The organism is Paenibacillus sp. HJGM_3, from assembly GCF_045062745.1.
In the GTDB taxonomy this organism is placed as follows: Bacteria; Bacillota; Bacilli; order Paenibacillales; family NBRC-103111; genus Paenibacillus_AA.
On record NZ_JBJGED010000002.1, the window covers coordinates 105,565 to 130,204 of the forward strand.

The following is a 24,640-nucleotide window of genomic DNA, read 5'->3' on the forward strand; positions in this document are numbered from 1 at the left end:
GACTCGGATAAACCCCAAGTAATTAGCCCTTCACGGCTCCGATCGTAATGCCTTTGACGAAATACTTTTGCAGGAACGGGTACAACAAGACGATGGGACCGATGGTCAGGCATACGGTAGCCAATTGAATGGCGCTCGTCGGAGCGGCTACTTGATAGGCGGCGCCACCCCCTACATAGGAGGACACATTCAGATTCGAAATCAATTGACGAATCATCAATTGCAGAGGATGCAGCTTGTAATTATCGATGAAGAGCAAGGATAAATACCAATCGTTCCAATACTGAATGGCGTAGAACAGAGCTACGGTCGCGATGACCGGCTTCGAGATCGGGACGATGATCGTAGAAAACAAACGAATATCTCCCGCTCCGTCAATCGTTGCGGCTTCGTTGATTTCATACGGAAGCGACTTATAGAAAGCGACCAGGATGAAAGCATAGAACGGGTTTAATACATACGGAACAATAAGCGCCCAGAGAGAATCCTTCAAATGAAGCCAGTTCGTCACCATGATATAAAATCCGACCAATCCGCCGCCCAGCACCATCGCCAGGTACGTCAAGAAGGAAAGAACATGCCGGTACTTCACCTTCGGGTGCGCCAGCACATAGGCAAACATGGACGTCATGACGACGGCCAACACGGTGCCGACGAACGTAACAAACAACGAGTTTCGGTAACTGGTGAGGAATTGCCCTCCGTGCAGCAAATACTTATAGGCGGCCAAGCTCCACTCATTCGGCAGCAGCTGGTACCCGTGCCGGAGGAAGCTCGCTTCGGAGGCGAAAGAATCCGCCAGGATGATCCAGAATGGAATCACGCAAACCAAACTGAACAACAGGATGAAAGCATACATGAGGATCAGAAATACTTTTTCGCTCCAGGACTGGTCCTGCTTGATGCGAGCTCGAACCGACTTGTTCGGTAATGTCACGGCTGTATGATTCATACCTTCCTCCCTTCTCTTAAAACAAGCCCGAATCCGGATCGATCTTTTTGGCTAGCCTGTTGAACAGAAGGATGGCCATCAAGCCCATGACCGATTGGTACAATACGATCGCCGACGACATCCCGAAGTTGCCCAACTGACGCAACGCCCGGAACGAATACGTATCGATCACATCGGTTGTCGGATACAGAATGGAGTTATCCCCGATAATGCCGTAAATCATGCCGAAATCCCCGAAGAAGATGCGTCCGACTCCAAGCAGCATCAACACGACAATGACGGAGCGGATCGAAGGGATCGTGATGTGAACGATTTGTTGAAATCGGGTAGCCCCGTCGATTTTGGCCGATTCGTAATAGTCGGATGAGATGCCGACGATCGCTGCTAGGAAGATGATGGAGAAGTACCCAGCAAACTTCCACACATAGACAAGGGTTAAAATGACCGGCCACAATTGTACGCGTTGATACCAATTCACTTCCCCGATGCCGATCTGCTTGAGCCCATGATTCAACAGTCCGTCCGTACTCATAAAAGCCAGCATCATTAAGCTTACGACCAGCCAGGAGATGAAATAAGGAAGAAAAACGAGCGATTGGCTAAGCTTCTTGATCCATGCGGAGCCGATTTCATTCATCGTAATGGCTAGTACGAGGGCAATGCCGAGCCCGAAGATCAGGAATAGCAAATTCAGATAGACCGTGTTGAAAGTAACCCGCAGCCAATCGTGTCCTCCGAAAAAAAACTTGAAATTGTCCAGCCCCACCCATTTGCTTCCCCATATTCCTTTGACGGGCTGAAACCGTTGGAACGCGATCAAATGTCCAAACATGGGGATATAGGAGAAAAGAGCCAGAAACACGATTCCCGGAACGGCCAGCACATAGAGCTGACGATTTCTCACAATTTCCTTGATGAAACCCACATGCTTCTCTCCTTTCTAGTTGTCCTGTGAGTTCACATTAAAGAATTTCGCCGTCATTGAACAGTTCGAATACTGTCTATACGGTTCGAAAAGCGAATCTGGAACTTGGAACGTGCAATCGAGAGTAACGATTCGAACCACTGGCGGAAACGGATTTGCATAAAAACGTTTACAATTCTGCTTAATAGACAAAAGAGACGCAATCGCTTGCGCCTCTCTCTATCCCCTTATGCGTGAATCTGCGAGCTCGAGACGTGCTGCATGAATGGCTCCACCATTTGATTTTATAAGATCCCCAACAACAAAAGTATGGCAATAATATCGATAAGACGAATGATTCGACGATGAATCCGACCACTGATGCATTCACGCAGAACTAGGGAATCCGACCCCACGGATTCGATTGTACCGATAAAACAGCCGCATATGGTTCTAACGTGAACAGGTCGTCCCATGAATAAATGAGCTTGGTGACAAATTGACATGGCCATCTACCTCCTTCTCATCCTGACATAGTATAATATATGTTTGTTTTGATAAATTGATAGGGAGAGGTAGACTAATAGAATGGCAAAAAAAGCCTTAGCTACGATTTTGCGCGGCAGAGGTTTGAGATCATCAGCGTAGTATTTGAATGCATCTTATCGTACAGGAATTCTGTCCGTGTTCTTTACTTATACAAACCGTCAGCAGCTGTTCACAACTTTCGCAAGGATCGGCCCTCTTTTAAGAACTCCTAATTACATAGAAGGCTGTTTTGTTTGCGAGATATCGAAGGCATCGGAAGGCGGTAGCAGTTTGAACTAATCTCCCGTTGGCGTAGCAAAGGGCTGCCACGCGGCAGCCCCAATGATCTTCAATACTCGTATGGCGATAGCGAAGCAGCTTAGTTGAAAATTCACTAAGTTTTGAGTTTACGTGTCGGTGGGCGTAATGCCCAGGAAAGCGAAACCAGTACAAGAAAGAATAATCGTGAGGCAATTTGACTAAGGCTTTCGCCTACGATAGCGTGTGATGTTGAGGCAGCAATGAGATCGAAGAAAAAGCCCGAATAAGCCCACTCTTTAACATTTTTTTCATTGTGGCTCTGATCTGCGTCATGACTGCAATACTGCCAATAACTGTCCTTTTATTCATACAGGTTGTCACCATTATCCCGAGGCTCTTACTTGCCGGATTCAGCCATTACAAGATTTCAATGTACCCTTCAGTTCCATTCACGCGAATTCGTTGCCCGTCCTTGATCAGTCTGGTGGCATTTTCCACTCCGACAACTGCCGGCAAGCCATATTCACGCGCGATAACGGCTCCATGGGTCATCAGTCCGCCAACTTCGGTGACTAAACCTTTTATGGATACAAATAAGGGTGTCCAGCCGGGGTCCGTAAAGGAAGTGATTAATATATCGCCATCTTCCAGATCGGCATTTTCCATGTTTATAATGACCCGCGCTCTCCCTTCTATCACTCCGGAAGAAACAGGTAGACCTGCAATCGCATTAGGCGGCAAATTTTCTCGTTTGTACTCCCCTGTAATGATTTCACCATCAGACGTGATAACGCGTGGTGGAGTGAGTTTTTCATATAATTTGTACTCGTCTTTTCGTTTGCTGATGATCCGGTAATCCAGTTTGTTTGTGCGTACGACTTCGTGAAGTTCATCAAAAGCGAGAAAATAGATCTCTTCTTTTTCATGAATAACGCCCGCTTTTACGAGCTGTTCCGCTTCTTTCAGCATAGCCAGCTTATACACGAAATAGCGACTGATATACCCATATTTTGGATATTCGCGATAACCGATGAAATTCCGGATCAGGTCGATCATTCGTTTGGTTTCTTTTGCTTTTTGTTCACCATCCGGCAATTGCTTCAATCGATCCAACAACTCTTGTTCTTTTTCCAAAGCTTCCCGGCGCCCTTGCTCAAATTTTCGCTTGCCGGCATTAGGCTCAAAGCTTTTAATGTTACCCAGAATCATGGGGACAAGTGTAATTGGTTTTTCACTCCAACGAGTTTTCGTAATATCGATTTCTCCGGTACACCGCATTCCGTATTTGCTGAGATAAGCATATATAGCGTCTCGGGCTTCCCTTCCTCCATCAAACTTATCCAGTCCATCCAAAAAGTTATCATCTTTTACATGCTGCAAATAATCAATTACTCCCGGATAAGGCCGAATCACATCCGCGACATCCATTAGCTCGAGTCCCATTTCCGAAGTAATATTGTTTGGGACGGATTGAGAAAGCGTGTCTGCCGCGTTTTTTTCGCCCAACCACTCGTTCATTTTTTCATTGATCCATTTTGAAGCATCCATAGCAGCCATAAACACACGCGTGCTTTGGGGGTCAAATAAAATCTTCTTTAATTGCTGGATATCTTCCAGAATAAAATCAAACAAATCCGATCCTGATTTCGCTTGGATGCTTTGCTTTAGCTCTTCTATGGAGGATTGACTCTTCTTAATTAATTCAGAAACGATTGCCGGATCGTTTTCGAATTGTGACAGCGTATCCGGATTGCTTCTGCTGGGAATCGGTGCCGTTTGATCATTTGGTAACAGTTTGATAAAATCTCGCTCTATTATGGTCGTGAGTGCATCTTTTATGAGCGGATCGGATTGTCCCAGGGTTAGTAAAGACTCCCGGCCGACAGGTGAGGCCAGCATACGTGTGATATCAACAAACAACCTTCCACCGGCTTTACGCATGGGAGCAGGAGTAATTAACAGGTAAAAAGACAATCCCAATGGTTTTATGGGATCCGTCATCATTTGTTGATGACCAACAGAGATATAGACGTGATTTTCTTGATCGCTCGCTTCAGGGATGGGGTATAAAGTTGTGATTGGACGACTCTGGACAATATAAAACGTATCGTCAACTAAGCACCATTCGATATCTTGCGGGCAACCAAAATGAGCTTCGATCTGTCTTCCGATGCGTGCCAGTTGTAAAATTTGTTCATCAGTCAGTGTTTGAGTCATTTGCTGATCATGATCGATCTGCTGTGTTTCTGTTCCGCCTTCTTTTCGCCCATAGATAGCCAATTTTTTGGTTGCTATCCTCTTATCGACGATTTGCCCATCCTGTACTTTATAACAATCGGCGGATACCAAGCCAGAGACCAGAGCTTCACCAAGTCCAAATCCGGCATCGATGGATAACACCTTTCGGTTGGAGGTTATCGGATCAGCAGTAAACAAAATCCCTGAAGCCTGAGGGAAAACCATTCTTTGAACGATAACGGATACGTAAACTTGACTGTGGTCGAATCCATTTTTCATACGGTAGATTACCGCGCGATCCGTAAATAGGGACGCCCAACATTTGCTGATATGCTGCAGGATTGCCTCTTTGCCGATGATATTCAAATAGGTGTCTTGTTGACCAGCAAAAGAAGCATGTGGTAAATCCTCAGCAGTCGCACTAGAGCGTACGGCATAAGCCTGTTCATCACCAAATTGGGAGAGATAATGAGTAACTGCTTTCACAACATCGGAGGGAATTTCTGCTTCCATAATGATTTGCCGAATCTTCCTGCCGATTTCTCCAATTTGATCTCGATCTTCTGGTTTAAGCAAAGTTAGTCGATCCAACAAAGCATGATACGTTTCGTTTCGTTCGATGGTTTTTCGATATCCCACTGTGGTAACACAAAATCCTTCAGGTACTTGAATTCCTTCCATTTTTGATAATTCCCCTAAATTTAACCCTTTTCCGCCAACGAGCCATAGCTGTGTTTTTTCCATTTCCTGAAAATCGAGAACCAAAGAACTCATTCTACATCATCTCTCCTAACCATTAAAATGAGAAAAAACATTTGACAACAGTTTACCGGCATGGTACACTTAAGATGTAAGATGAGCTAACTATGACCATACCCATACAAAAAGACGTAACCCGATTATATCACCGGGTCCGTTTATACGCAATATAAAAAAGAACCTGATCATGCTTTCCAGGTTCTTTTTTGATTTCCCGCTGGACTCCGTAGCCCGCGCGTTGGCGAAAAAAGAGCCGGCTATTGTACCCGGCTCTTCGACATGTCACATTTAGGCTTCAACCAGCTCCGGCCGTTGAATTTGAAGCGGAGGAGGGATAAGCCAACCTTTTTCCTTGCTTAGCTTGAGTATTTTGAGCCCAATAGCAGCTTTTGTTGTATGATACTTTCCGAACAACATCCCAATGTCTTCACGAATACTAGTTCCCATTACCTGACTGCACGCCACCATGCCCACGGATGTATCAGCAGCAATCATTGCCGCGATCTCGGGATCTGTGAATCTTGCCCCAATTGGAATATCCTCCATTTTGGCTTCCGGTCTTTCAGGCAATGCAGGAATAGGTGCAACTCCATTGGATAATAAGATCGCGTCACATTCGCTTGCTTCAAGCTCGGCTTGATCAATTAGTGCAACTAAGGTTTTTTTGAGCTCTCCGTCACCCGCGTGATACTTGTACGCACGATATGCTGAAAGGCTCCCCTTCGCTTTCATCGAGAATTGCCACACATTAAAAATCTCCCCGTAATGTAACGGTTCGTCTTTAGTGTTTCCACTTAAAATACCCATAACCCAGACATCTCCTTTAATTTTTTTTTTGAACGAACCAAGTTAGTTTAACTGTTTCGATAATGCCTTATTCCGTTCCTTGATCAAAAATAAATCGCCCGCTGAAACAAGAACTCCAATCGTCGGAGCAATTCGCTCTTATTCGGTTAATGCCCACATTTCCGACAAGGAGCATCCCCATTTCGCCTTCACCCTCAGCTTCGGCGCGAAGCAACCAACATGTCAATATCCTGCTGCCTGGCTTTTACGACGGCCATCGGTTCAAAGTGTTACAGTTGCCCATTCTCAGGGGGAGCCTCGCGCGCCTTAAGATCGATAATAGGACACCACCCAGCATACGCCGTTCCGGTCGGTAACGACGGCCAGCAGTCCGTTAAACGGAGCTTCGTATACTTCCCGATTCACCGTCCCTCCGGCCGCAAGTTCTCCATAGATCCTTCGGAACGCCTCCTCCGTCTCGATTTTCACGAACACTCTGACATAATCGCCTTTTAATACCGGCTTCGACGCATGAGTATCGGCAAACTTAAAGGTTGCCCCCTCAACATGCAGGTCCGCGTTAAGCACTTCTTCCCCTTGCTTGCGCAGAATCGCAATTTCACCGCCAAAAATGCTTTGATAGTATTGGATTTCGTCTTTGCAGTTCTCCACTACGATAAATGGATTCGCGATCATCCTGGATATCCTCCCCGATTAGATATGGTGTATGAGCTCAAATAGGATGCTATTGCAACTAATTGCAGGATACCCGATATAGGATGCTATTGCAACTATTTTTTCGCAAGCCTCGTTCAATATCTCTAACCGCAACCTTTATAGGTACTCCATGTCGAATGACGGAACCGCCGGGACTTTGTTACCGGGATTAGAAGCACTTACCAAGAACGGCAAACCTGATATTTAATATAAACACATGGGACAAGCCCTTTTTCAACATCCCATGCAGCGCTCAGACCATTTGAAGGAGGAAGATGTTGAAATGAAAAAAGCATTCGGTATCCTGTCATCCCTCTTATTGGCCGGAAGTATCCTGACCCCTTCTTACGTCTTGGCGCAAACGCAGAGCTACAATGCGAATCCGTCCGTGCAGGACATCGGATCGAAACTGCGTGCCGAATCGCTCGCCGATGTGTTGGCCGAGGACCGCCTGGATCTATCAGGCAGTGAAACTGGGAGCAGCTCCTCCGCAGCAGGACTCAATCGTGTAACCCCATCGGAAGTCGGGATTGTGAAAAAATGGCTGACGCACAACGATACGACGGGACAGTACGCCTTAACCGATTTCACCTTGCGTGCCGTCGGGACATACGGAGAAGTCTGGGTCGCCAAGAACCTGAGCTACCCTTCCGGCGATCCGCGAAACGCCATGGTGTCCATCACCGATGAACAAGTACGTTATATGCTTGGAGAATTCGATACCCGAATGTATGAGAAAGAAGTTGAATTCTTCGGAGCTCCCCAAGAGCGCAAAGGCGAGGACGGCTACAATGGATGGTACAAGGACGACAGCGGCCGGACGGTCATTCTGATCGATAATATTAAAGATACGAGCTACTACAATCCGAACTATCCGAGCTACATCGCCGGTTACTTCTCCCCCACCATCAGCGATTTTGCAGACCGCAACATCATCACTGTCGATTGCTTGGATTGGCTGAACCGGACAGGTCCGAACGCCAAAAGGCCTTATCAATACGAAGGCACATTCGCGCACGAGTTTCAACACTTGCTGCACCGCGACACGGATTCGGCGGAAGAAAATTTCATTAACGAAGGGTTGTCCGACTTCGCCCAATTCCTGGTCGGCTACGGCCACTCCGAGTCGCACGTGAATTTCTTCTTGGATCACCTCCGCAACTCGTTAACGATGTGGGGTGATCAGACCGACCTGCAAATCCTTGGCGATTACGGCAACGCTTATTTATTTCAACTGTACTTGTATGAACAATTCGGTGAAGCTTTCATCCGAGAAGAGTTCAGCAGTCAAAAGCACGGAATTGAAAGCGTTAACGACGCCCTGGCGAGAATCGGCTCGAATAAGTCCTTCGAACAAGTGTACGCCGATTATATGACCGCTATTATGCTCGACGGCAAATACGAGGGCAACGGAAGTGCATACCAGTTTGCTAACATCGACCTGGCTCCGAACGTCGAAAGCTCCCTCTTGCCTGACAACCTAGCTCCGGCATGGGGAACGGATTATAAAGTGATTGTTCCGGATAAAAAAATCGAACACTTGTACTTCAAAGGGCTGGATTTCCTTAGAACGAAATGGACAACCGTACAGGATCCGGAACGGGGCACCGTCCTGTGGGGCAATCAAGGCGACCAGGCCGATAACTTCTTGATCAAAGCCCTCGATCTGACGAACGTTGCCGGAGCGACGCTGTCCTTTGACACCAAGTACAATATCGAAGAACAATGGGATTTCGGAGCGGTTCAAGTATCCACGGACGAGGGGAAAACCTGGACCTCCCTATCCAATGGCCATACTCGCAGTGACCTTGTCGAAAACGGATTTCCGAAGATCAAGGAGAACTTGCCCGGCTTCACCGGCAACTCGAATGGCTGGGTTACGGAATCGTTCGATTTAAGCCGCTATTCCGGACAAAAAGTGCTGCTAGCCTTCCGGTATATGACGGACTGGGGGTACAATGAATCCGGATGGTATTTGTCGAATTTGAAGCTGAACGGGGTTATGATCGACCCGATGTCGTCCACAAACGGATTTATGAGCCTGGAACAGGCGACCCGGGAATACGTGAACTACCAAGTTCAATTCATCGGTTACAAGAAGGGTCAAGCGCAGGGGAACGATCAGCATCTGAAAGTCATTCGTTTCCCGAATCTGATTAACATGTCGGAACAAGATCTCGCTGACCTGCGCGACATGCTGCACAACTCTTCTTACGAGCGAATCGTCATGATGACCACATATGCGGCCCCTGTCGGCAAAAACGGCAGTGTTACGTATGATTACAACGTAGAAATGAAAACCAACAAAACGAAATAATACCCGTGTTCCAGGAATGGCGCACTTTAACGGTAATCGTTAAGGTGCGCTATTTTATGTTTACTCGGTACCATTCGGGAACTGGGCGAATATCCTGCTTTTAGTGATTCGATTCATGGAGGACTACGCAATGATACCGATGTACCCCTATTACGGATATGAAACGCAATGCAAGCAAGTACCCCTCACATTTCCGCCTCAGCATCAGCAAGTTCAGCCTGGCTTAGAGTATGTAATGAACCCTATCCCGATATCCGACAATCCCGAGTACAAAGGAAACGGCAAGCTCAAAGGGAAAGTCGCCATCATTACCGGCGGGGACAGCGGGATAGGACGTGCCGTTGCAATCGGCTTCGCTAAAGAAGGAGCCGATCTGGCTATCGTCTATTTGTACGAGCGTGAAGACGCCGAGGCGACCAAAAAAATGGTGGAACGTTATGGAGGCCGCTGTTTGCTGATTGAAGGCGACTTGCGACAACCGGCATTTTCTGTGGAAGCGGTAAGAAGAACGCTCGAAGCCTATAGTAGATTAGATACGCTCATCCTGAATCAGGGCGTACAATTTCCTCAAGAGAGCATTCAAGGGATTACGAACAAACAGCTTGAGGATACGTATCGAACGAACATTTTTCCCATGTTCTATATGACTAACGCCGCACTTCCTCATCTCAAGAGAGGCAGCACCATTATCTCAACGGCGTCCGTAACCGCCTATGCCGGCGCCCGTTTACTCGTCGATTATTCATCCACGAAGGGTGCGATCGTGTCCTTTACCCGTTCGTTGTCTCTGCAATTAGTGGATAAGGGAATTCGAGTTAATGCCGTCGCACCAGGCCCTATCTGGACCCCCCTCATCGTGTCGAGCTATTCGGCCGAATACGTCAAAACGTTCGGGTTGGAAACGCCGATGAAACGTGCCGGGCAACCGTTCGAGCTTGCACCGACTTACATTTACTTGGCTTCCGATGACTCGTCTTTTGTGACGGGACAGGTGCTTCACGTGAACGGAGGCATCATGACGGAAACTTAAAGGAGAACGGTGTTCAACCGTCCCCCTTTTTTGCTTTCCGTTCATTTTTCAACCCAGCTTCCCATATAGGCTTCGTCTTCTATTGATTTGATCGATTCCACTACATGGAGGGGACGGAAAGTATCGATCATCACGGCCAACTCCCGGGTGTCTTTCTTGCCGATGCTTTGCTCGATTTTCCCTGGGTGGGGACCGTGCGGAATGCCGGCCGGATGCAGCGTGATCGATCCTGCCTCGATCCCTTTACGGCTCATAAAGGAGCCATCCGCATAATAGAGCACTTCATCGCTGTCTACATTGCTGTGAAAATATGGAGCGGGAATGGACTGCGGATGGTAATCATACATTCTAGGGACGAACGAGCATATGACGAAATTGTTGCCTTCAAAGGTTTGATGGATAGGCGGAGGCATATGAATACGACCGGTGATCGGCTCGAAGTCTCCGATATTGAGAATCCAAGGGTACAGATGCCCATCCCACCCTACGACATCGAGCGGATGATGATCCATCACGATGGAATGAAGCATGCCGTGCGCTTTGGTACGCACCTCGAACTCGCCATACTCAGAGCGGGGTTCCGGCAGGTCTGGCAGACGCATATCTCTTTCACAAAAGGGACTGTGCTCCAACAATTGTCCGTGTTCGTTGCGGTATCTCTTCGGAGTCGTAATCCAGCTAGTCGTCTCGATGAATAGAAATTTGCTTGGCTGCTGGCAAACGATCCGATGGATCGTCCCGATCGGAATCACGATGTAGTCCCCTTGGCGATATTCCAGCGTGCCGAACATTGTCTCCACAATCCCGGAACCGTAATGCACGAATAACAGCTCATCCCCCTCTCCGTTCCGGTAAAAGTAATCCATCTCTCCATTTGGATGAACCGTGCCGATCCTGACATCGTCATTGCCCAGTAGATAACGGCGGCCAGTGACTGGATCCCCTTCCGGATGAAGCAAGCTTGTGCGGAAATGTCGATGCCGGAGCCCCCCTTGTTGCTCATACGTGGGCTTATAGCTGCCATGGAGCGTAGATCGAAGAACGGCAGTCGGGGGATGGCAGTGATACAAAATGGATTGAATACCGGAGAAGCCTTTCGTCCCCATCACCTGCTCCCGGAAAAGCGATCCGTCAGGTTTATAGAACGCGGTGTGTCTTTTAGCGGGGATTGTCCCCTGCTTCATGTAGGGCATCGGCTGCATACCTCCCCTAGAATACTAAAGTTCCCGTTAGCGGATGAAATTGCGCAGAACCCCGAGCCCTGTAATGCACAATTCCACGGTATCTCCAGGCTCAAGCCAGCGGTGAGTCACTTCTCCCAGCTCCAGAATACAGCCCGTACCGACGGTTCCGGAGCCTAGTATGTCTCCCGGATACAGCGTGACCTCCTCGGATGCGCGTTCAATCATCTGGGCGAATGTATAGTACATGTCTTTGGCATTGCCGTATGATAACCTGGTGCCGTTGACATAAGCCTGCATTTCCAGATCGTATCGGGAGCCGTCCTTGGTCCGATATGGCTCGAGCTCATCCTTGGTCACAAGATAGGGCCCAAGGGAAGTAGCGAAATCTTTCCCCTTCGCCGGGCCCAACCCAATCTTGGCTTCTTCCGCTTGAATGTCGCGCGCGCTCCAATCGTTCATAATGCAATAGCCGTAAATCCATTCCTCCGCTTCAGCGGCTTGGATATTCCGGCCTTCTCGGCCGATGACGCAAGCGATCTCCAGCTCGTAGTCCAGCTTCCGGGTTCTGGCCGGACGCGCGATCTGCTGCTCGGGACCATGCACCGCGCGATGATTGGTGAAGTAAAAGGCGGGAATCTCATACCACTCGGGGACCATAGCCAATCCTCGACGGGCTCTGGCATGCTTCACATGCTGCTCGAAGGCGTAGAAATCCCGGATACTGGGCGGGTTCGGTAGAGGCGCCAGTAAGCTTACTTGTTCAAGTCCGTAAACGGCAGAAGATGGCGTCAAGGTAACGCTTTCGGGTTGAGTGCGCTCCGCTTCCCGAATTCCGGCTTGCCCCAATGCAATAAAGTCCAGCATGCTGGAGGGCAAAGTGCCCCCGCTTGCGGCTTGCATGTCCACGACCCATCGGTCGTCAGCGATCCATCCGGCTCTTGCATGGCCTTGTGCATTCAGGAACGTAACCAATTTCATAGAAGCTACCCCTTTGGATTCGGAGTGATAGGACGCTCCAGCATGAAAGTATCCGAAAAAGAGCGGGTGTACATGTTTCCAGCCATGCGGCCGACCGGCAGAAGCTGAGCGGTGTCGATTCGACCATTCTGATACAGCTCATCCCGGACATGGATCATAACCACCCGGCCAATTACAAGACTCCCCGACCCGGGGCCTTCGCCGAACGGAAGCACTTGCTCTAACTCGCATTCCAATTGAACTTGGCTTTCCATCACACGGGGAGGCTTCACCAAGGAACTTGCCCCTTTCGTGAGCCCGACCTGATCAAATTCATCCACTTCCGGCGGATACTCGGCGGAACACGCGTTCATCTGATCGACGATGGACTCCCCCACCACGTTAACGACGAACTGTCGGGTCTCAATGATGTTCTCCAGCGTATCCTTGCGAGCCCCGTCTGTTCCTCTTAGCATGGGAGCGAAACAGATCAGCATCGGTTTGGGGCATATGGCGGTAAAAAAGCTGAACGGGGCCACGTTGGCAATCCCGTTCGCGTCGACTGTGGAGACGAAAGCAATCGGACGCGGCAGCACGGAGCCGATCAGTACCTTATATGCCTCTTGCCAGGGCAGCGATTGCGGTTCGAAATTCATGTGAGCTCCTCCCATCCTATCCGGCCTTGTCGGCCACCGACTATAAATTCCCGCGGCGAGCCTGCTCCCGTTCGATCGATTCGAACAGCGCTTTGAAGTTGCCTTCCCCGAATCCCATGGCCCCTTTACGCTGAATGATCTCGAAGAACAATGTAGGCCGATCCACAATCGGTTTCGTGAAAATTTGCAGCAAATACCCTTCGTCGTCGCGGTCCACAAGGATTCTCAGTTTTCGAAGCTGCTCCAAGTCTTCGTCAATGGCCCCAACCCGGTCCGGCAGCATTTCATAATACGAATCCGGAGTGCTCAGAAAATCGATCCCATTCTCTTGCAGCGCCGTAACCGTGTGCACAATATCATTCGTTAATATAGCTATATGCTGAACGCCTGGCCCATTGTAATAATCGAGGTATTCCTGGATTTGCGATTTGCGCTTGCCGTTCGCGGGCTCATTGATCGGGAATTTGATACGGCCGCCATTGTGCATGACTTTGGACATGAGCGCTGAATATTCGGTTGAGATATCCTCGTCATCAAAATGAATCATTTGCTTGAAGCCCATCACCTGCTCATAGTAGGACACCCACTCCTCCATTCGTTGCACGTTCCCGACTACATGATCGATGCCGATCAAACCGCTCGTCCGGTGAGGAACATGGAATTCGACGGCTTTAAAAGAAGGAGCGAACAACCCGTTGTACGACTGACGGTCGATCAGGGTATGAACGGTGTCGCCGTAAGTGCCGATGACGGCCTTCACGAGGGTTCCATGCTCGTCGGTAAGAGTGTGCGGCTCTTGGATGGGGATTCCACCGCGCGAGATCGCTTCACGGTATGCATCGGGTACGTTCGTTACGCTGAGCGCAATATCTTTGACCCCGTCGCCGTGTTTTTTGACGAATTCCGCGATCGGACTATTGTCATGAAGGGAACCCGTGATCACGAACCGGGTTTTATTTTGCTCGAGGACATAGGACACTTGCTGTTTCTGTCCCGTCTCGAGGCCGGAATAAGCAATCGGCTTGAAGCCGAAGCCTTTACTTAGGAAATGGGTCGTCTGCTTGGCGTTCCCGACATAAAACTCGATGTAATCCACTTCCTTAACGGGAAAAAAATCATCTTCCGGCTTTATTCCGATGTCATTTAACGCTTTCATGCCCTACAGATCCCCTCCGATGAATAGTGAATTCACCCGAAGTATAGAACGGAAAATGAGGGATTGGCAAATACTTACAGCGGCGCAAATAAGCGTTGGTGCGGTGAAGCGTCTATAAAGCGAGTGGGCTATTTACCTGGAAAACTAGGTAAAACGCCTAATGAGTTTACCGCTTAGTAGTTCGAAAAGTCCGGAATCTGGGTGTATGCACATTTTTAAAATGGGCTGTGAATTATTAATGGTATTAACTAGTGATCGATCAATTACTTTGACCCGTTAAAGTGCACCATTTTTCTCCTTACCGCTCGTACCGTTTCCTTAATTCCCTCTTCGAATGACGTTGCCCTCATCGGTCCTATCATGCTCTCATACTTGTTCCCGCTCAAGACCAGCGGCTCTTCGGTTAGATAGAGCATCTCCACCACTTCCTTCATAACTGGAACAGCCATGCCGAGCAAGGACAGTCCTACTCGTCCTAGTGGAATGACAGGCTTGGACGTATGGCTAGCCTCCCGAGCGATTCGTACGATTTCCTTGCCCGAGATCACACCTGCTCCAGGAATATGCCAGTTCTGCCCGTACGCATCGTCCCTGTCGGCGAGCTCCGCGATCATATAGGCAGCATCGGGCAAGTAGACGTATTCCCGTGGGACTGTCATATTGCCTATGAAAAAAGCCATCTTGCCGGCTGCAATCGATTCGAGCGTTGAGCCCAAATAGGAAGCCTCATTCGCCGTGGGCCCGTAATAATCAGGCAACCGGACGATCATGACTCGGGCTCGGCTCCAGCGTCGGTCGAACAGCATGTTCTCGTAAGCCAGACGGGTCTTGCCCTTCCTCGTATGCGGCTGCTTCGGATGCTCTTCGGTCACCTTATCCATCTGTCTTCTTCCATAGGGATAGATGCCGTCGACGGCCACAACGTTCAAGCTCAGCCGATCTGCTGCTTCCATCACCGATTCGCCAAGCGGGATTAGCTTACGCTCCATTTCGTGATACGGCACATTCGCGCAATGGAACATGACATCGGCGCCCTCCGAAGCGGAGATGAGGTTATCAGGACGGAACGCGTCCCCGACCGCAATCGTCAAATACTCCGGATCTCCCAACTTCGCGCTAAGCTCTACGAGCTTTTGGCGGCTTCTCCCGAAGGCTACTGTCCGAATCCCTCGTCCGACCAGCTCTTCCACGATGGAAGCACCCGTACCTCCAGTCGCTCCTACAACTACTGCTTTTTCCATAAGAATCACCTCTGCATTCATCTTGTTATTGATCAATTACTAACTTAAAAACAATGTAACACCCTGATAGTGATTAGTCAATAACAATTTTATTGATTGATCAATTACAGATCAGAAAATGCATAACTCTCCTCTCTATTTTTCTTTTAATTCCGGCATTTCCAGCGCTACTGAAATGTTGCACAGCATCCCCCTAGCCAGGAACAGCATCGTTCGTTCCCCGGCATTCGGAATAGCGGCTGCAAGGAATGCATCCAGAACCATTCCTCGAACTTCCCCGAATCCATGCCGCATCGCTTCCTGGATCGACTGCTCGCGGATCGTCTGTGCTTGCATTTGAAGCAATATTTCATTTTTGTGCTCATCGAGAATATCTTCGTAGGCATCAATCAGACCGTTCTCCAGATGTTCCGGCGAAGCGGACTCCACGACCTTGCGAAACGAATCGATCACACGCGTCCAAGATACTTCCAATGACGCGAGCAGCAAAGCTTCCTTAGTCGCGAAGAAACGAAAAATATAAGGCTGTGAGATCTGAGCCCGTTCTGCGACTTGTGCGGTCGTGGCTCGGTAGTACCCGACCTCCGCGAACACCTCGATCGCCGCCGATATAATGTCCGACTTGCGGTTAACCGTCGCCGTCTCGGATTTTGCCATTCCAACACCGCCTCCCATACTGTTTAGTGATTCATCAATCATTGATTAAAGTATATACAAAGATCCTCCGACACTGCAAGTTCTGTAGCCACAAAAAAACGACCTCCCCTAAGGAAAGTCGATTTTCAGTTGTTTATTTGGATTGCGAGATTCCGTTCACGAGTGGAGTAATGGCATCACGAACTGAGGTAGCCGGACGACCGAGCAGCTTCTCGAAATCGTTGCTTTCGATCTCCAATGTGCCCTCCCGAATCCCTTTCTGAATTTCTACAAGGAATGGAAGGATATAGTCCGGGACACCTGCGCCTTTCATGATATCCGAGTATGCTGCGTCGTCGACTTGTTGTACGGGTACTTCCTTGCCTAATACCGCCCCAATCGCCGACGCGAGTTCTTCTTGCGTCAACAAGCTACCCGACAGCTCGTAGATCGTATTGTCGTGTCCGTTCCCCGCCAGTACGGCTGCGGCCGCCTCCGCGTAATCTTGCTGCAAGGCCCAGCCTACTTTACCGGATCCCGCTGATGTCACCCATGGAGCTCCTGCCAACACGGCTTGAATGCTGGATATTTCATTCTCCAAATACCAGTTGTTGCGAAGAAAAGAGTAAGGAATGCCCGTCTTAACGATGGCTTCTTCCGTAGCCTTGTGGACCGGCGCCAGGAACAGCTTGCTCTCACGTGCGTTGGCCAAGCTCGTATAAGCGATAAATCGAACGCCGGCACGCTCGGCAGCCGCTACCGCGTTCGAATGTTGTCGAACTCTGGTTTCATTATCTCCATCCGTTGAAATGATCAACAAGCGATCAATTCCGGCAAAGGCCGTATCTAGTGTTTCCGGACGGTCGAAATCCCCTAGTCGAACATCGACTCCGCGAGAGCGGAAGGCTTCCGCTTTTTCCGGATTCCGGACGCTTACCGCCAGTTCGTTCGCCGGCACAGATTTCAAGAGCGCCTCCACGATTTTCGTTCCCAATTTCCCTGTCGCGCCTGTGACTAGCAATTTCATCTCTTCTTACCTCCAAAAAGTATAGTTGTATGTGTCATCGTTATAACTATATTAGTTACAACAACTTTATAAAATAAAAGCTCGCATGAGGAGCTTTTATTCAGACGAACTTTGCGGTGAGTTGGCTTAAAGTCGTTCGAGCCAACCTTTGTTCCATCGCGGATTGAGCCTCCGTGAGCTCGGATTGCAGCACCGACTCAATGTTCCTCCCGACCGGGCAGAGCTCATTCGGATCTTCGTGCATACGAAACAATTGGTTCTCTTCGGTAACATGAACAGCCCGATATACATCCAGCAGAGTGATGTCCTCAGGTGCTTTGCGTAGAGAAGCCCCTCCGACTCCCGGCCGTACGTTTACTAGCCCTGCCTTTTTAAGCATGCCAATAATTCGCCGGATGACTACAGGATTCGTATTCACGCTGCCCGCTATGAAATCCCCCGTACATCCGTTCGGACTAACGGCGATTAGGGACAGGGTATGAACCGCGATCGAAAAACGTGTGCTTAATTGCTTCAAGTGCATCACCACCGTTGTAACCATTATAGTTACGTCAACGCACTATGTCAAGATACGTCCAAGCAGCCAAAATAGGCAAAAACGACGGGGCGGTTCGTTGCCGCCCCGAATCGTTTATCGCTTACATGCCGGATTGTGGAGGAGCGCCGTGAGGAATCAGCTCCGGATCCCCTTTGGGCGGCTCAAGCCCTTGCGAAGCTTTGGTTGTGAAGCTCCATATGTCCGACCTTTGACGGCCGCCATACTGATCCGCCAACCGGACGTACCAGAAGTGCGTTCCGCCTTTGCCGAGTCCCTGCCAATGGGTTTTAGCCACAGTGCCGCTTTTCACTCCGGCATCTTGGCCGATGACTTCTTTCCCATATACATTAACGGCAATATAGTCGGTGGCCACCTGCTTCTCCACCGGTTTCAGATTCAATGGAAGGGTGAATTCGTCTTTGTTGTCCTCGAAGAAATTGTAATCCTTCATGTAGGGCGAATAGGTGTTGACGATCAGCTGCTTGTTCTCGGTGTCGAAGTGAAGCAGGCGCAGGTACCCTTGTCCGCCTTCGGGACCGGCCTGATAGTCGTGAAGCAGTTCAATGACGGTACGTCCGTCCGTGGCGTGCTTCACATTATAGGCGACCCCATGGTGATGACCGCACAGGACCATAAACACGTTCTGATTGCCTGCGACGATATTGTCCCAAATGGCACGGCCTTGACCCGAATATTGACCGCTCGGCGAAATATACTCATGGGTCGCTACAATCGCATTCCGGTCGGGATACCTCTTCAGCACGTCGTTAGCCCAATCGATCGTTTGCTGATCGATGGACCAGCCTAAGTACAGGATGATGAAGTCATTGCCCTTGGATGAAACAAGATCGTAATGATCGCGGTTGTTTTCCAGATCGCCACCGTAGGTAGGTTGACTGATGAAGCGATCGCGGCCGAAATACTTGTAATATTCCGCATAGTCGGCTTTCTCGAAGTTGACGTCATGGTTGCCCGCCACGACGCCGTACGGCATCTTGGCATCATCCAGAATTTTCATGCTTTTGTTCGCATTGGCCCACTGCTGCGGCTGATTCCAGTCGTCCACGATGTCGCCGGTATGAATCGTATAATCGATCTTCAGCTTGTCCCGGTTCTCCACGATATACTGATTCATCGTGTCGTAGATGTGGGGATAGGATTCCGAATAATATTGGGTGTCCGTGATCCAAGCGAATGTGAAATCATACTGGTCAGGGGAAGGAATCATATCCTGAATGAGTACATGGACGAGATTGTCCTTCACCATGTCTTGCACGTTCACTTTGGATTTCAAGGTGAAGTCCTTGTCTCCCGTTCCCGCTGCGCCGGCCACCCACTTGTTCGTGTTGAAGTTCCAGGTGTACAGGGTCACTTGGCGATCCGGCAGTGAGTGTCCTTCCCAGACGACCTCCACCTCTTGGACACCCGCCAGATCCTGCTCCAGCTTCAAGTCGAACCGGTGGTAAGGGAATTTTTCTTTGGAATCCGTCGTGAGATACTTCCCATCCTTGGCCTCCACAGCGGTATACGCGTCCGGAGAGAATTCCTTCTCACCGGCTGGTATCATCTCCAATGGAGGCTCTCGGTCGGTCGAATTCACGAACGCTTTGTTCGCGACTTTATCCTTCAAGTCCGTCCGGTACCCCTGCAAAAAGGTTACATCGAGCGGATCGTTGGTAGGGTCGCTGACGAGCACGCTCAGCTTCGGATTTTGCGAAGCCTCGTCTTCACTGTCAGCCGGAGTCGGGTTCACCGGCCTATAAGGGTGCTCCTCCACTACGCTGAAGGAGACGGCGGCGTTTTGCTTATTGCCGGCTTTATCGGTCGCGCTCACTTCGAATGTATGGGCACCCGGCGTCAATTCAACACCGGCAATCGTGCTCGGCAGCTGAATCGGCTTACCATCCAGCTTCGCTTCCACCGTGTCGATGCCCGAAGTCGCATCCACTGCTTTTACCTGGAAGTCGATATTGCCTTTGTATGTTTTTCCTTCAACCGGGGAGATGGACTCGAAGACCGGCGCCGCATTATCCACAAGCACGTTGGCGGTCGCCTGTTTTTCCCCGTCCGGTCCTTGGGCTTTCAACACAATCGAATGCATACCTTCGGTAGTTTTTGTCGTATCCCACATATATTGCTTGGCGGTGAAATTCTTTTGCGGGACGGTAAAAGTGAAATCCGCACTTTGCTTGGCCGTCTGGTCATTCGGAGGCAGCCCGTCGCCGAGCGACACACGGCTCGTAGGATTTAATGTGATCGTCGACCCGCTTCCCGTTTTCACCTGAACGCCTTCGACAGGCAGAACGGTTCCGTTGCCCAACACGAGTCGGACGTTCTGAACCGAGAAATCGTCGTTGTTGCCCGCCGTCCCGGTCGGAGCTAGGTTGTTGCCGGAGTGCAGGGAGATTGTGTTGGCGCCCGTCTGCAGCATCGAGGTCGGGATCGGCACCCGGACCGTCTCGTAGTTGACGATTTTGGCGTCGATCACCTTGACGATCTGGTCTCCGATCAAGATTCCGTTTTTGAATCCGGAGTCGAAGCCATTAATATCCATTAGCAGCTCCGGCTGGATGTCGACGAATTGATCCCCAGGGACCGGAACTCCGTCAATCGCCAGCGTGGACTGGTCGGCAGCGTTGTTCGTTATTCCCTTGATCAAACGGGAGCCCACGAGCATTTCCTGATCTTTCACAGACAAGCTGATCGCTGCAGGTTGAACGGGATCGGCGGCGTATGTCTGGGTATAGCCTGCAAAATTCGATGCCAATAAGCTGGAGGATAATAAGGCCACAGTAAGTTTGGTGCGGATTCTCTTCATCTCTCTACCTGCCTTTCAGGGAAATGGGATACTTGCGTGCCAAACGAATAACGGGTGTACCGATTAACGTCCTTCCCTCCTTTCCTTCGTAACTGTATCAGCGAACTGTTAGAGAACTGTAAAATACAACGTTAATAAAACTTAAATCCGACACGATAATCCTTCAGAATTCGACGGAATAAAACCGCGTTCAAGAGTGCAATTCATTTCCGTGGTCCCAAAAACATCCAACTTATTCCTCACAGGTTGTAAATGTTTAGTAAATGGCAGCGGTAATAAGCAGCAAGTTTTTTTACAAAGTCTTTGAATCTGTCAATTAAGACAAAAAAGACTCCATGCACAAAAAACAAACCCAGTACCGGCGCGGTACTGGGTCTGATATGACATCCTATATTCGTTTATACTAGGAACTAGTCCTCTGCGAATCGCTAGCTCCCATTGCATATATCCGGCTTCAAGCTCAGTAACCAATCCGGAGTCGGACAATCCAGAATTTTACGTGTCCCGCTTGTCGCTCCCCATCACCCCATACAGGTACAGGTCCATATATTTCATATTGAACTCTTTGAAGCTCATCCGCTGCAATACCGGAGAATCCTCATGAATGTTAGGCTTGCGGAGCGCTTGAGTGAAAATCATCAGCACGTCCGTATCCACATCCATGCGTACGATCCCGTCGATTTTGGCCATTCGGATCAAATCATAGAAAATCGGCATAATCTGGTCCGTGTAGCTGACTCGAAAATCCTCCACATATTCCGGATAGTCCTCGATCATCTCCATTAACAACCCGGACTGGAAAAGCTGGTCGTATTCGTTCATATCTACGATTTTCAGAAAATCCTCTTTCGTCATCCGCCCCTGTTTTCCTTTCTCCAGTAAGGATTGGAGTTTCTCAAGGACAGCATCGGCGCTTTTTCTCATGACTTGATCGAGAATGTCCTTCTTATCCGTAAAGTATTTATAAAATGTCGCTTTGCTGACGTTCGCCAGGCGTACGATTTCCTCCACCGTCACTTGGCGGATCCCCTTTTGGAGAAACAACGTTTCCGCGGCCTGAACGAGAATTTCCTTTTTCCTCGTATTTCTTCGGATCACTTCCGTCGACACTTGCAACCCTCCTGCTATCCAATCCACCATCCGTATGGTTCATATTCCAATTATAACAGGTGCGAGCCGCTTGAGCGAAGCGAAAGCCGCAGCCGCATGAGCCCTTATAAGCTGAGGTTCCGGCGGCGGAACGACACCATGCCGGCAATTGAGAAGACGATCGCAATGGCGAGCAGGCTAACGATCGGTCCCATCTCCATATCCTGCAAGGGCACGGCTGGCACATGACTGAAGGGAGACACTTGCTGTACTCCTTTAGGCAAATCAACCATCGTACTGAACATCGGGCCCGCCAACAAACTGAAGGCAAGACTTGCCCAAGACAGTGCGGTGGCGATGCGCGGGAGCAAACCGTACACCAGGATCACGAATCCGGCCAGCGCCAATATGGCCGGGATCTGAATCAGGGAAGCCTCCGTCAGATTGGTGAACATGTCCCCGGGACTGCCGATCACGAGGCTGGCGGTAATGGCTGCAACAAGTCCCATGAGCAGCAGAATGACGATCGAGCCCGCAACTGCGCAAGCGATATGACTCATCATCCATCTGGTTCGGCTCACGGACGTGGCAAGAATGCCTTCGACCAGGCCGTCCGTCTCTTCGCTGCGCAATCGGAGCAGCGCCTGGACGATATACACGGCAACGAACATGCCCATCAAGGAGATAATGCCGGCCATAATGACATCTACCCCAGTGCCGCCGAATAGCTTGGCGGCTTCATCGAGTTCGCTCACCATCTTCTGCATTTCCTTGCCGGCCGCTCCGAATACCGCTCCGAACACAATCATCGCGATCGCCCAGCCAACCCATAAGCCGCGCTGCAGCCGCCAGGCCAATCCGAGCGGGCTGAGCAGGCTGTTAGCGGCAGCCGCCGGTCCGCGGCTCGCCGGCAATATGCCCATCCCCACGTCCCGCAGGGTCGTCAGGTAGAAGGCGAACCCCACGGAGACAACGAACAAAGCTAGGAATAGCCCAAGAATCCACCAGTTGTTCGCTTGAAACGCATGGATTTGTTGATACCAGCCGAAGGGCGATAACCATACGGGCCATGCGCTTACGACCTCGACGGTTTGCTTATCGAATTCCCCTAACGTGTTGCCCACGGAACTAAGCAGGAACGATGCGCCTAGAGCGGCTCCGGTCAGTCCGTTCGCGCCGCGTCCGCTCTCCGACAACTGGGACGCAATCGCCGCGAACCCGGCGAAGACGATGCCCAATGCGCCGAAGGCGGCGCCTGCGGCGAAAGAGCCGGTTGCAGGCAAGCCATTCATGATGAAGGCCAGGGCGATCAGAAGTGACACGACAACGTTCGCACCTATCGTTACGAAGAGTGCCGCGCTAAGACTGGCATGCCGACCGACTACGGTGGAGGCGATCAGTTCGGCGCGACCGGTCTCTTCATTGTGCCGGGTATGCCGGACTATGGTCTGCAAGCTCATCAGAGCGGCCAGCACCGCAATGGTGACGGAACCGCGAAGCATCACGAATGCCCCGATGCTGGCGCCCGAAGCCGGGGCGTCAAAGATGCGCATCGCTGGGCTGTCGGCCCTGGTACTGATCATATTCAGCAATTCAAGATCCGAATGGAACAGTTTCGTATAGGACGAAGTCATAAACAAGACGAGCAAAAAAATGGATCCCACCCAAACGGATAGTTTGATCCGGTCGCGACGAAGCGCCAGCTTGACAAGTGTGCCCGTTCCAACGAAGCTTCTCATTGTCTCCCCCTCCGCGAATGGTCCTCATGATTCAGCGCCGCCAGATCATCGCCGTAATGCCGCATGAACAATTCCTCCAGTGTTGGCGGCGTGCTGGTGAGCGCCTGAACGCCGAATGCAGTCAGATGCTGCAGAGCATGACCAAGAGTATGGCTCTCTGCCTGGAACTGAGTCTTTACCCCGTCTACGTTCAGACCATGAATTCCCGGGAATTGTTCCAGCCCCGTAACCGGCCGGTCCGTCAGCACGGAAACCGACGTCCGGGTCAAGTGGCGCAGCTCGGCCAGCGTTCCGGTCTCGACGACCTTGCCCTGCCGGATGATGCTGACACGATCGCAAAGCTTCTCGACCTCGGCGAGGATATGACTCGACAGTAGGACGGACTTGCCTGCCCGTTTCACTTCGGCGACACAATCCTGGAAGATCGATTCCATCAGAGGGTCTAGCCCTGAAGTCGGTTCATCCAGAATTAACAAATCGACGTCCGAGGCGAACGCGGCAATAAGGGCGACCTTCTGACGATTCCCCTTCGAGTAAGTGCGGCACTTCTTGGTCGGATCCAGCTCGAACCGTTCCAGCAATTTCGTCCGGCGGGAGGCGTTAAGGCCGCCGCGAAGCTTGCCAAACAGATCGATGACTTCGCCTCCGCTTAGGTTCGGCCACAGGTGCACGTCTCCCGGCACATAAGCCAACCTCCGATGCAAGTCCACGGCATCGTGCCAAGGATCTCGGCCGAACAGCTTCACTTCTCCGCCATCCTTGCGCAGCAGCCCGAGCAAAATACGAATGGTGGTAGACTTTCCGGCCCCGTTCGGACCGATATAGCCCAACACTTCCCCTTGCTGCAGCTGAAGCGTCACATCCTTCAACGCCGCTACACTACCGAACTGCTTGGTTACCTTATTCATCTGAATGACGGACATGGTAAGACACCTCCGATAAATTCGACAAACCTAATATGATATTGTTTCGCATTATATGAACTATTCTAATCCTATTCGTTCATTTAATCAATATGTTATTCGGATATAATTATTATAATCAAACTATTATGAACGTTTTTATATAAATATGTTCACTTTTAGTGCTACAGGAGCACAAAAAAAA

The 24,640-nt window shown here is 50.1% G+C and carries 19 protein-coding genes and 1 pseudogene; 2 read left to right on the plus strand and 18 right to left on the minus strand.

Annotation, left to right across the window (positions count from 1 at the left end; translation table 11 throughout):
* Window positions 1-22 precede the first annotated feature (22 nt).
* The 6 genes and pseudogenes from ACI5FR_RS02790 to ACI5FR_RS02815 form a co-directional block, all read right to left on the minus strand.
* Window positions 23-952 (minus strand): carbohydrate ABC transporter permease, encoded by a 930-nt coding sequence (locus ACI5FR_RS02790; RefSeq protein ID WP_405450009.1) that lies wholly within the window; start codon window positions 950-952, stop codon window positions 23-25.
* A gap of 16 nt (window positions 953-968) precedes the next feature.
* Window positions 969-1,877 (minus strand): ABC transporter permease, encoded by a 909-nt coding sequence (locus ACI5FR_RS02795; RefSeq protein ID WP_405450011.1) that lies wholly within the window; start codon window positions 1,875-1,877, stop codon window positions 969-971.
* Between the two features lie 1,185 nt (window positions 1,878-3,062).
* A complete protein-coding gene (ppsA, locus tag ACI5FR_RS02800; protein ID WP_405450013.1) occupies window positions 3,063-5,657 on the minus strand; it encodes a phosphoenolpyruvate synthase in 2,595 nt (864 codons plus the stop codon).
* 273 nt (window positions 5,658-5,930) lie between these two features.
* On the minus strand, window positions 5,931-6,449 hold the full coding sequence (locus ACI5FR_RS02805; protein WP_405450016.1) for a DUF3231 family protein: 519 nt from the start codon (window positions 6,447-6,449) through the stop codon (window positions 5,931-5,933).
* Window positions 6,450-6,570: 121 nt separating this feature from the next.
* Window positions 6,571-6,706, minus strand: a pseudogene (locus ACI5FR_RS02810) (cell wall hydrolase); the annotation flags it as partial.
* Window positions 6,707-6,755: 49 nt separating this feature from the next.
* The gene (locus ACI5FR_RS02815) at window positions 6,756-7,124 is read right to left on the minus strand and encodes a VOC family protein (RefSeq protein WP_405450019.1); all 369 of its coding nucleotides are present in this window, start codon (window positions 7,122-7,124) and stop codon (window positions 6,756-6,758) included.
* Between the two features lie 304 nt (window positions 7,125-7,428).
* Here ACI5FR_RS02815 and ACI5FR_RS02820 point away from each other — a divergent pair, with 304 nt between their 5' ends.
* Window positions 7,429-9,462: a choice-of-anchor J domain-containing protein gene (locus tag ACI5FR_RS02820; RefSeq protein ID WP_405450022.1), complete on the plus strand. Its 2,034-nt coding sequence runs from the start codon at window positions 7,429-7,431 to the stop codon at window positions 9,460-9,462.
* Between the two features lie 130 nt (window positions 9,463-9,592).
* Complete coding sequence (locus ACI5FR_RS02825) at window positions 9,593-10,492, plus strand: SDR family oxidoreductase (RefSeq protein ID WP_405450024.1); 900 nt, start codon at window positions 9,593-9,595, stop codon at window positions 10,490-10,492.
* A 41-nt stretch (window positions 10,493-10,533) separates the two neighbouring features.
* Here ACI5FR_RS02825 and ACI5FR_RS02830 read toward each other — a convergent pair whose 3' ends face one another.
* The 12 genes from ACI5FR_RS02830 to ACI5FR_RS02885 form a co-directional block, all read right to left on the minus strand.
* A complete protein-coding gene (locus ACI5FR_RS02830) occupies window positions 10,534-11,685 on the minus strand; it encodes a homogentisate 1,2-dioxygenase (RefSeq protein WP_405450026.1) in 1,152 nt (383 codons plus the stop codon).
* A 36-nt stretch (window positions 11,686-11,721) separates the two neighbouring features.
* On the minus strand, window positions 11,722-12,654 hold the full coding sequence (locus ACI5FR_RS02835) for a fumarylacetoacetate hydrolase family protein (RefSeq protein WP_405450029.1): 933 nt from the start codon (window positions 12,652-12,654) through the stop codon (window positions 11,722-11,724).
* Between the two features lie 5 nt (window positions 12,655-12,659).
* Window positions 12,660-13,289 carry a flavin reductase family protein gene (locus ACI5FR_RS02840; RefSeq protein ID WP_405450031.1) on the minus strand — a complete coding sequence of 210 codons (630 nt, stop codon included), beginning with the start codon at window positions 13,287-13,289 and terminating at the stop codon, window positions 12,660-12,662.
* Window positions 13,290-13,329: 40 nt separating this feature from the next.
* A complete protein-coding gene (gene hppD, locus ACI5FR_RS02845) occupies window positions 13,330-14,445 on the minus strand; it encodes a 4-hydroxyphenylpyruvate dioxygenase (RefSeq protein WP_405450034.1) in 1,116 nt (371 codons plus the stop codon).
* 263 nt (window positions 14,446-14,708) lie between these two features.
* On the minus strand, window positions 14,709-15,686 hold the full coding sequence (locus ACI5FR_RS02850) for an NAD-dependent epimerase/dehydratase family protein (RefSeq protein ID WP_405450036.1): 978 nt from the start codon (window positions 15,684-15,686) through the stop codon (window positions 14,709-14,711).
* A gap of 135 nt (window positions 15,687-15,821) precedes the next feature.
* On the minus strand, window positions 15,822-16,343 hold the full coding sequence (locus ACI5FR_RS02855; protein WP_405450039.1) for a TetR/AcrR family transcriptional regulator: 522 nt from the start codon (window positions 16,341-16,343) through the stop codon (window positions 15,822-15,824).
* Window positions 16,344-16,476: 133 nt separating this feature from the next.
* Window positions 16,477-17,349 (minus strand): SDR family oxidoreductase, encoded by an 873-nt coding sequence (locus ACI5FR_RS02860; protein WP_405450042.1) that lies wholly within the window; start codon window positions 17,347-17,349, stop codon window positions 16,477-16,479.
* A 100-nt stretch (window positions 17,350-17,449) separates the two neighbouring features.
* Window positions 17,450-17,866, minus strand: a complete 417-nt coding sequence (locus ACI5FR_RS02865) for an Rrf2 family transcriptional regulator (protein ID WP_405450045.1) — start codon at window positions 17,864-17,866, stop codon at window positions 17,450-17,452.
* A 121-nt stretch (window positions 17,867-17,987) separates the two neighbouring features.
* The gene (locus ACI5FR_RS02870) at window positions 17,988-20,705 is read right to left on the minus strand and encodes a metallophosphoesterase (protein ID WP_405450047.1); all 2,718 of its coding nucleotides are present in this window, start codon (window positions 20,703-20,705) and stop codon (window positions 17,988-17,990) included.
* Window positions 20,706-21,200: 495 nt separating this feature from the next.
* Entirely contained in the window at window positions 21,201-21,815 is a 615-nt protein-coding gene (locus ACI5FR_RS02875; RefSeq protein ID WP_405450049.1) for a TetR/AcrR family transcriptional regulator, read from the minus strand.
* Between the two features lie 104 nt (window positions 21,816-21,919).
* Window positions 21,920-23,533, minus strand: coding sequence for an ABC transporter permease (locus tag ACI5FR_RS02880; RefSeq protein ID WP_405450051.1), 1,614 nt, complete (start codon window positions 23,531-23,533; stop codon window positions 21,920-21,922).
* Window positions 23,530-24,456 carry an ABC transporter ATP-binding protein gene (locus ACI5FR_RS02885; protein ID WP_405450053.1) on the minus strand — a complete coding sequence of 309 codons (927 nt, stop codon included), beginning with the start codon at window positions 24,454-24,456 and terminating at the stop codon, window positions 23,530-23,532. Before ACI5FR_RS02885 ends, ACI5FR_RS02880 begins: the two co-directional genes overlap by 4 nt.
* Window positions 24,457-24,640 lie beyond the last annotated feature (184 nt).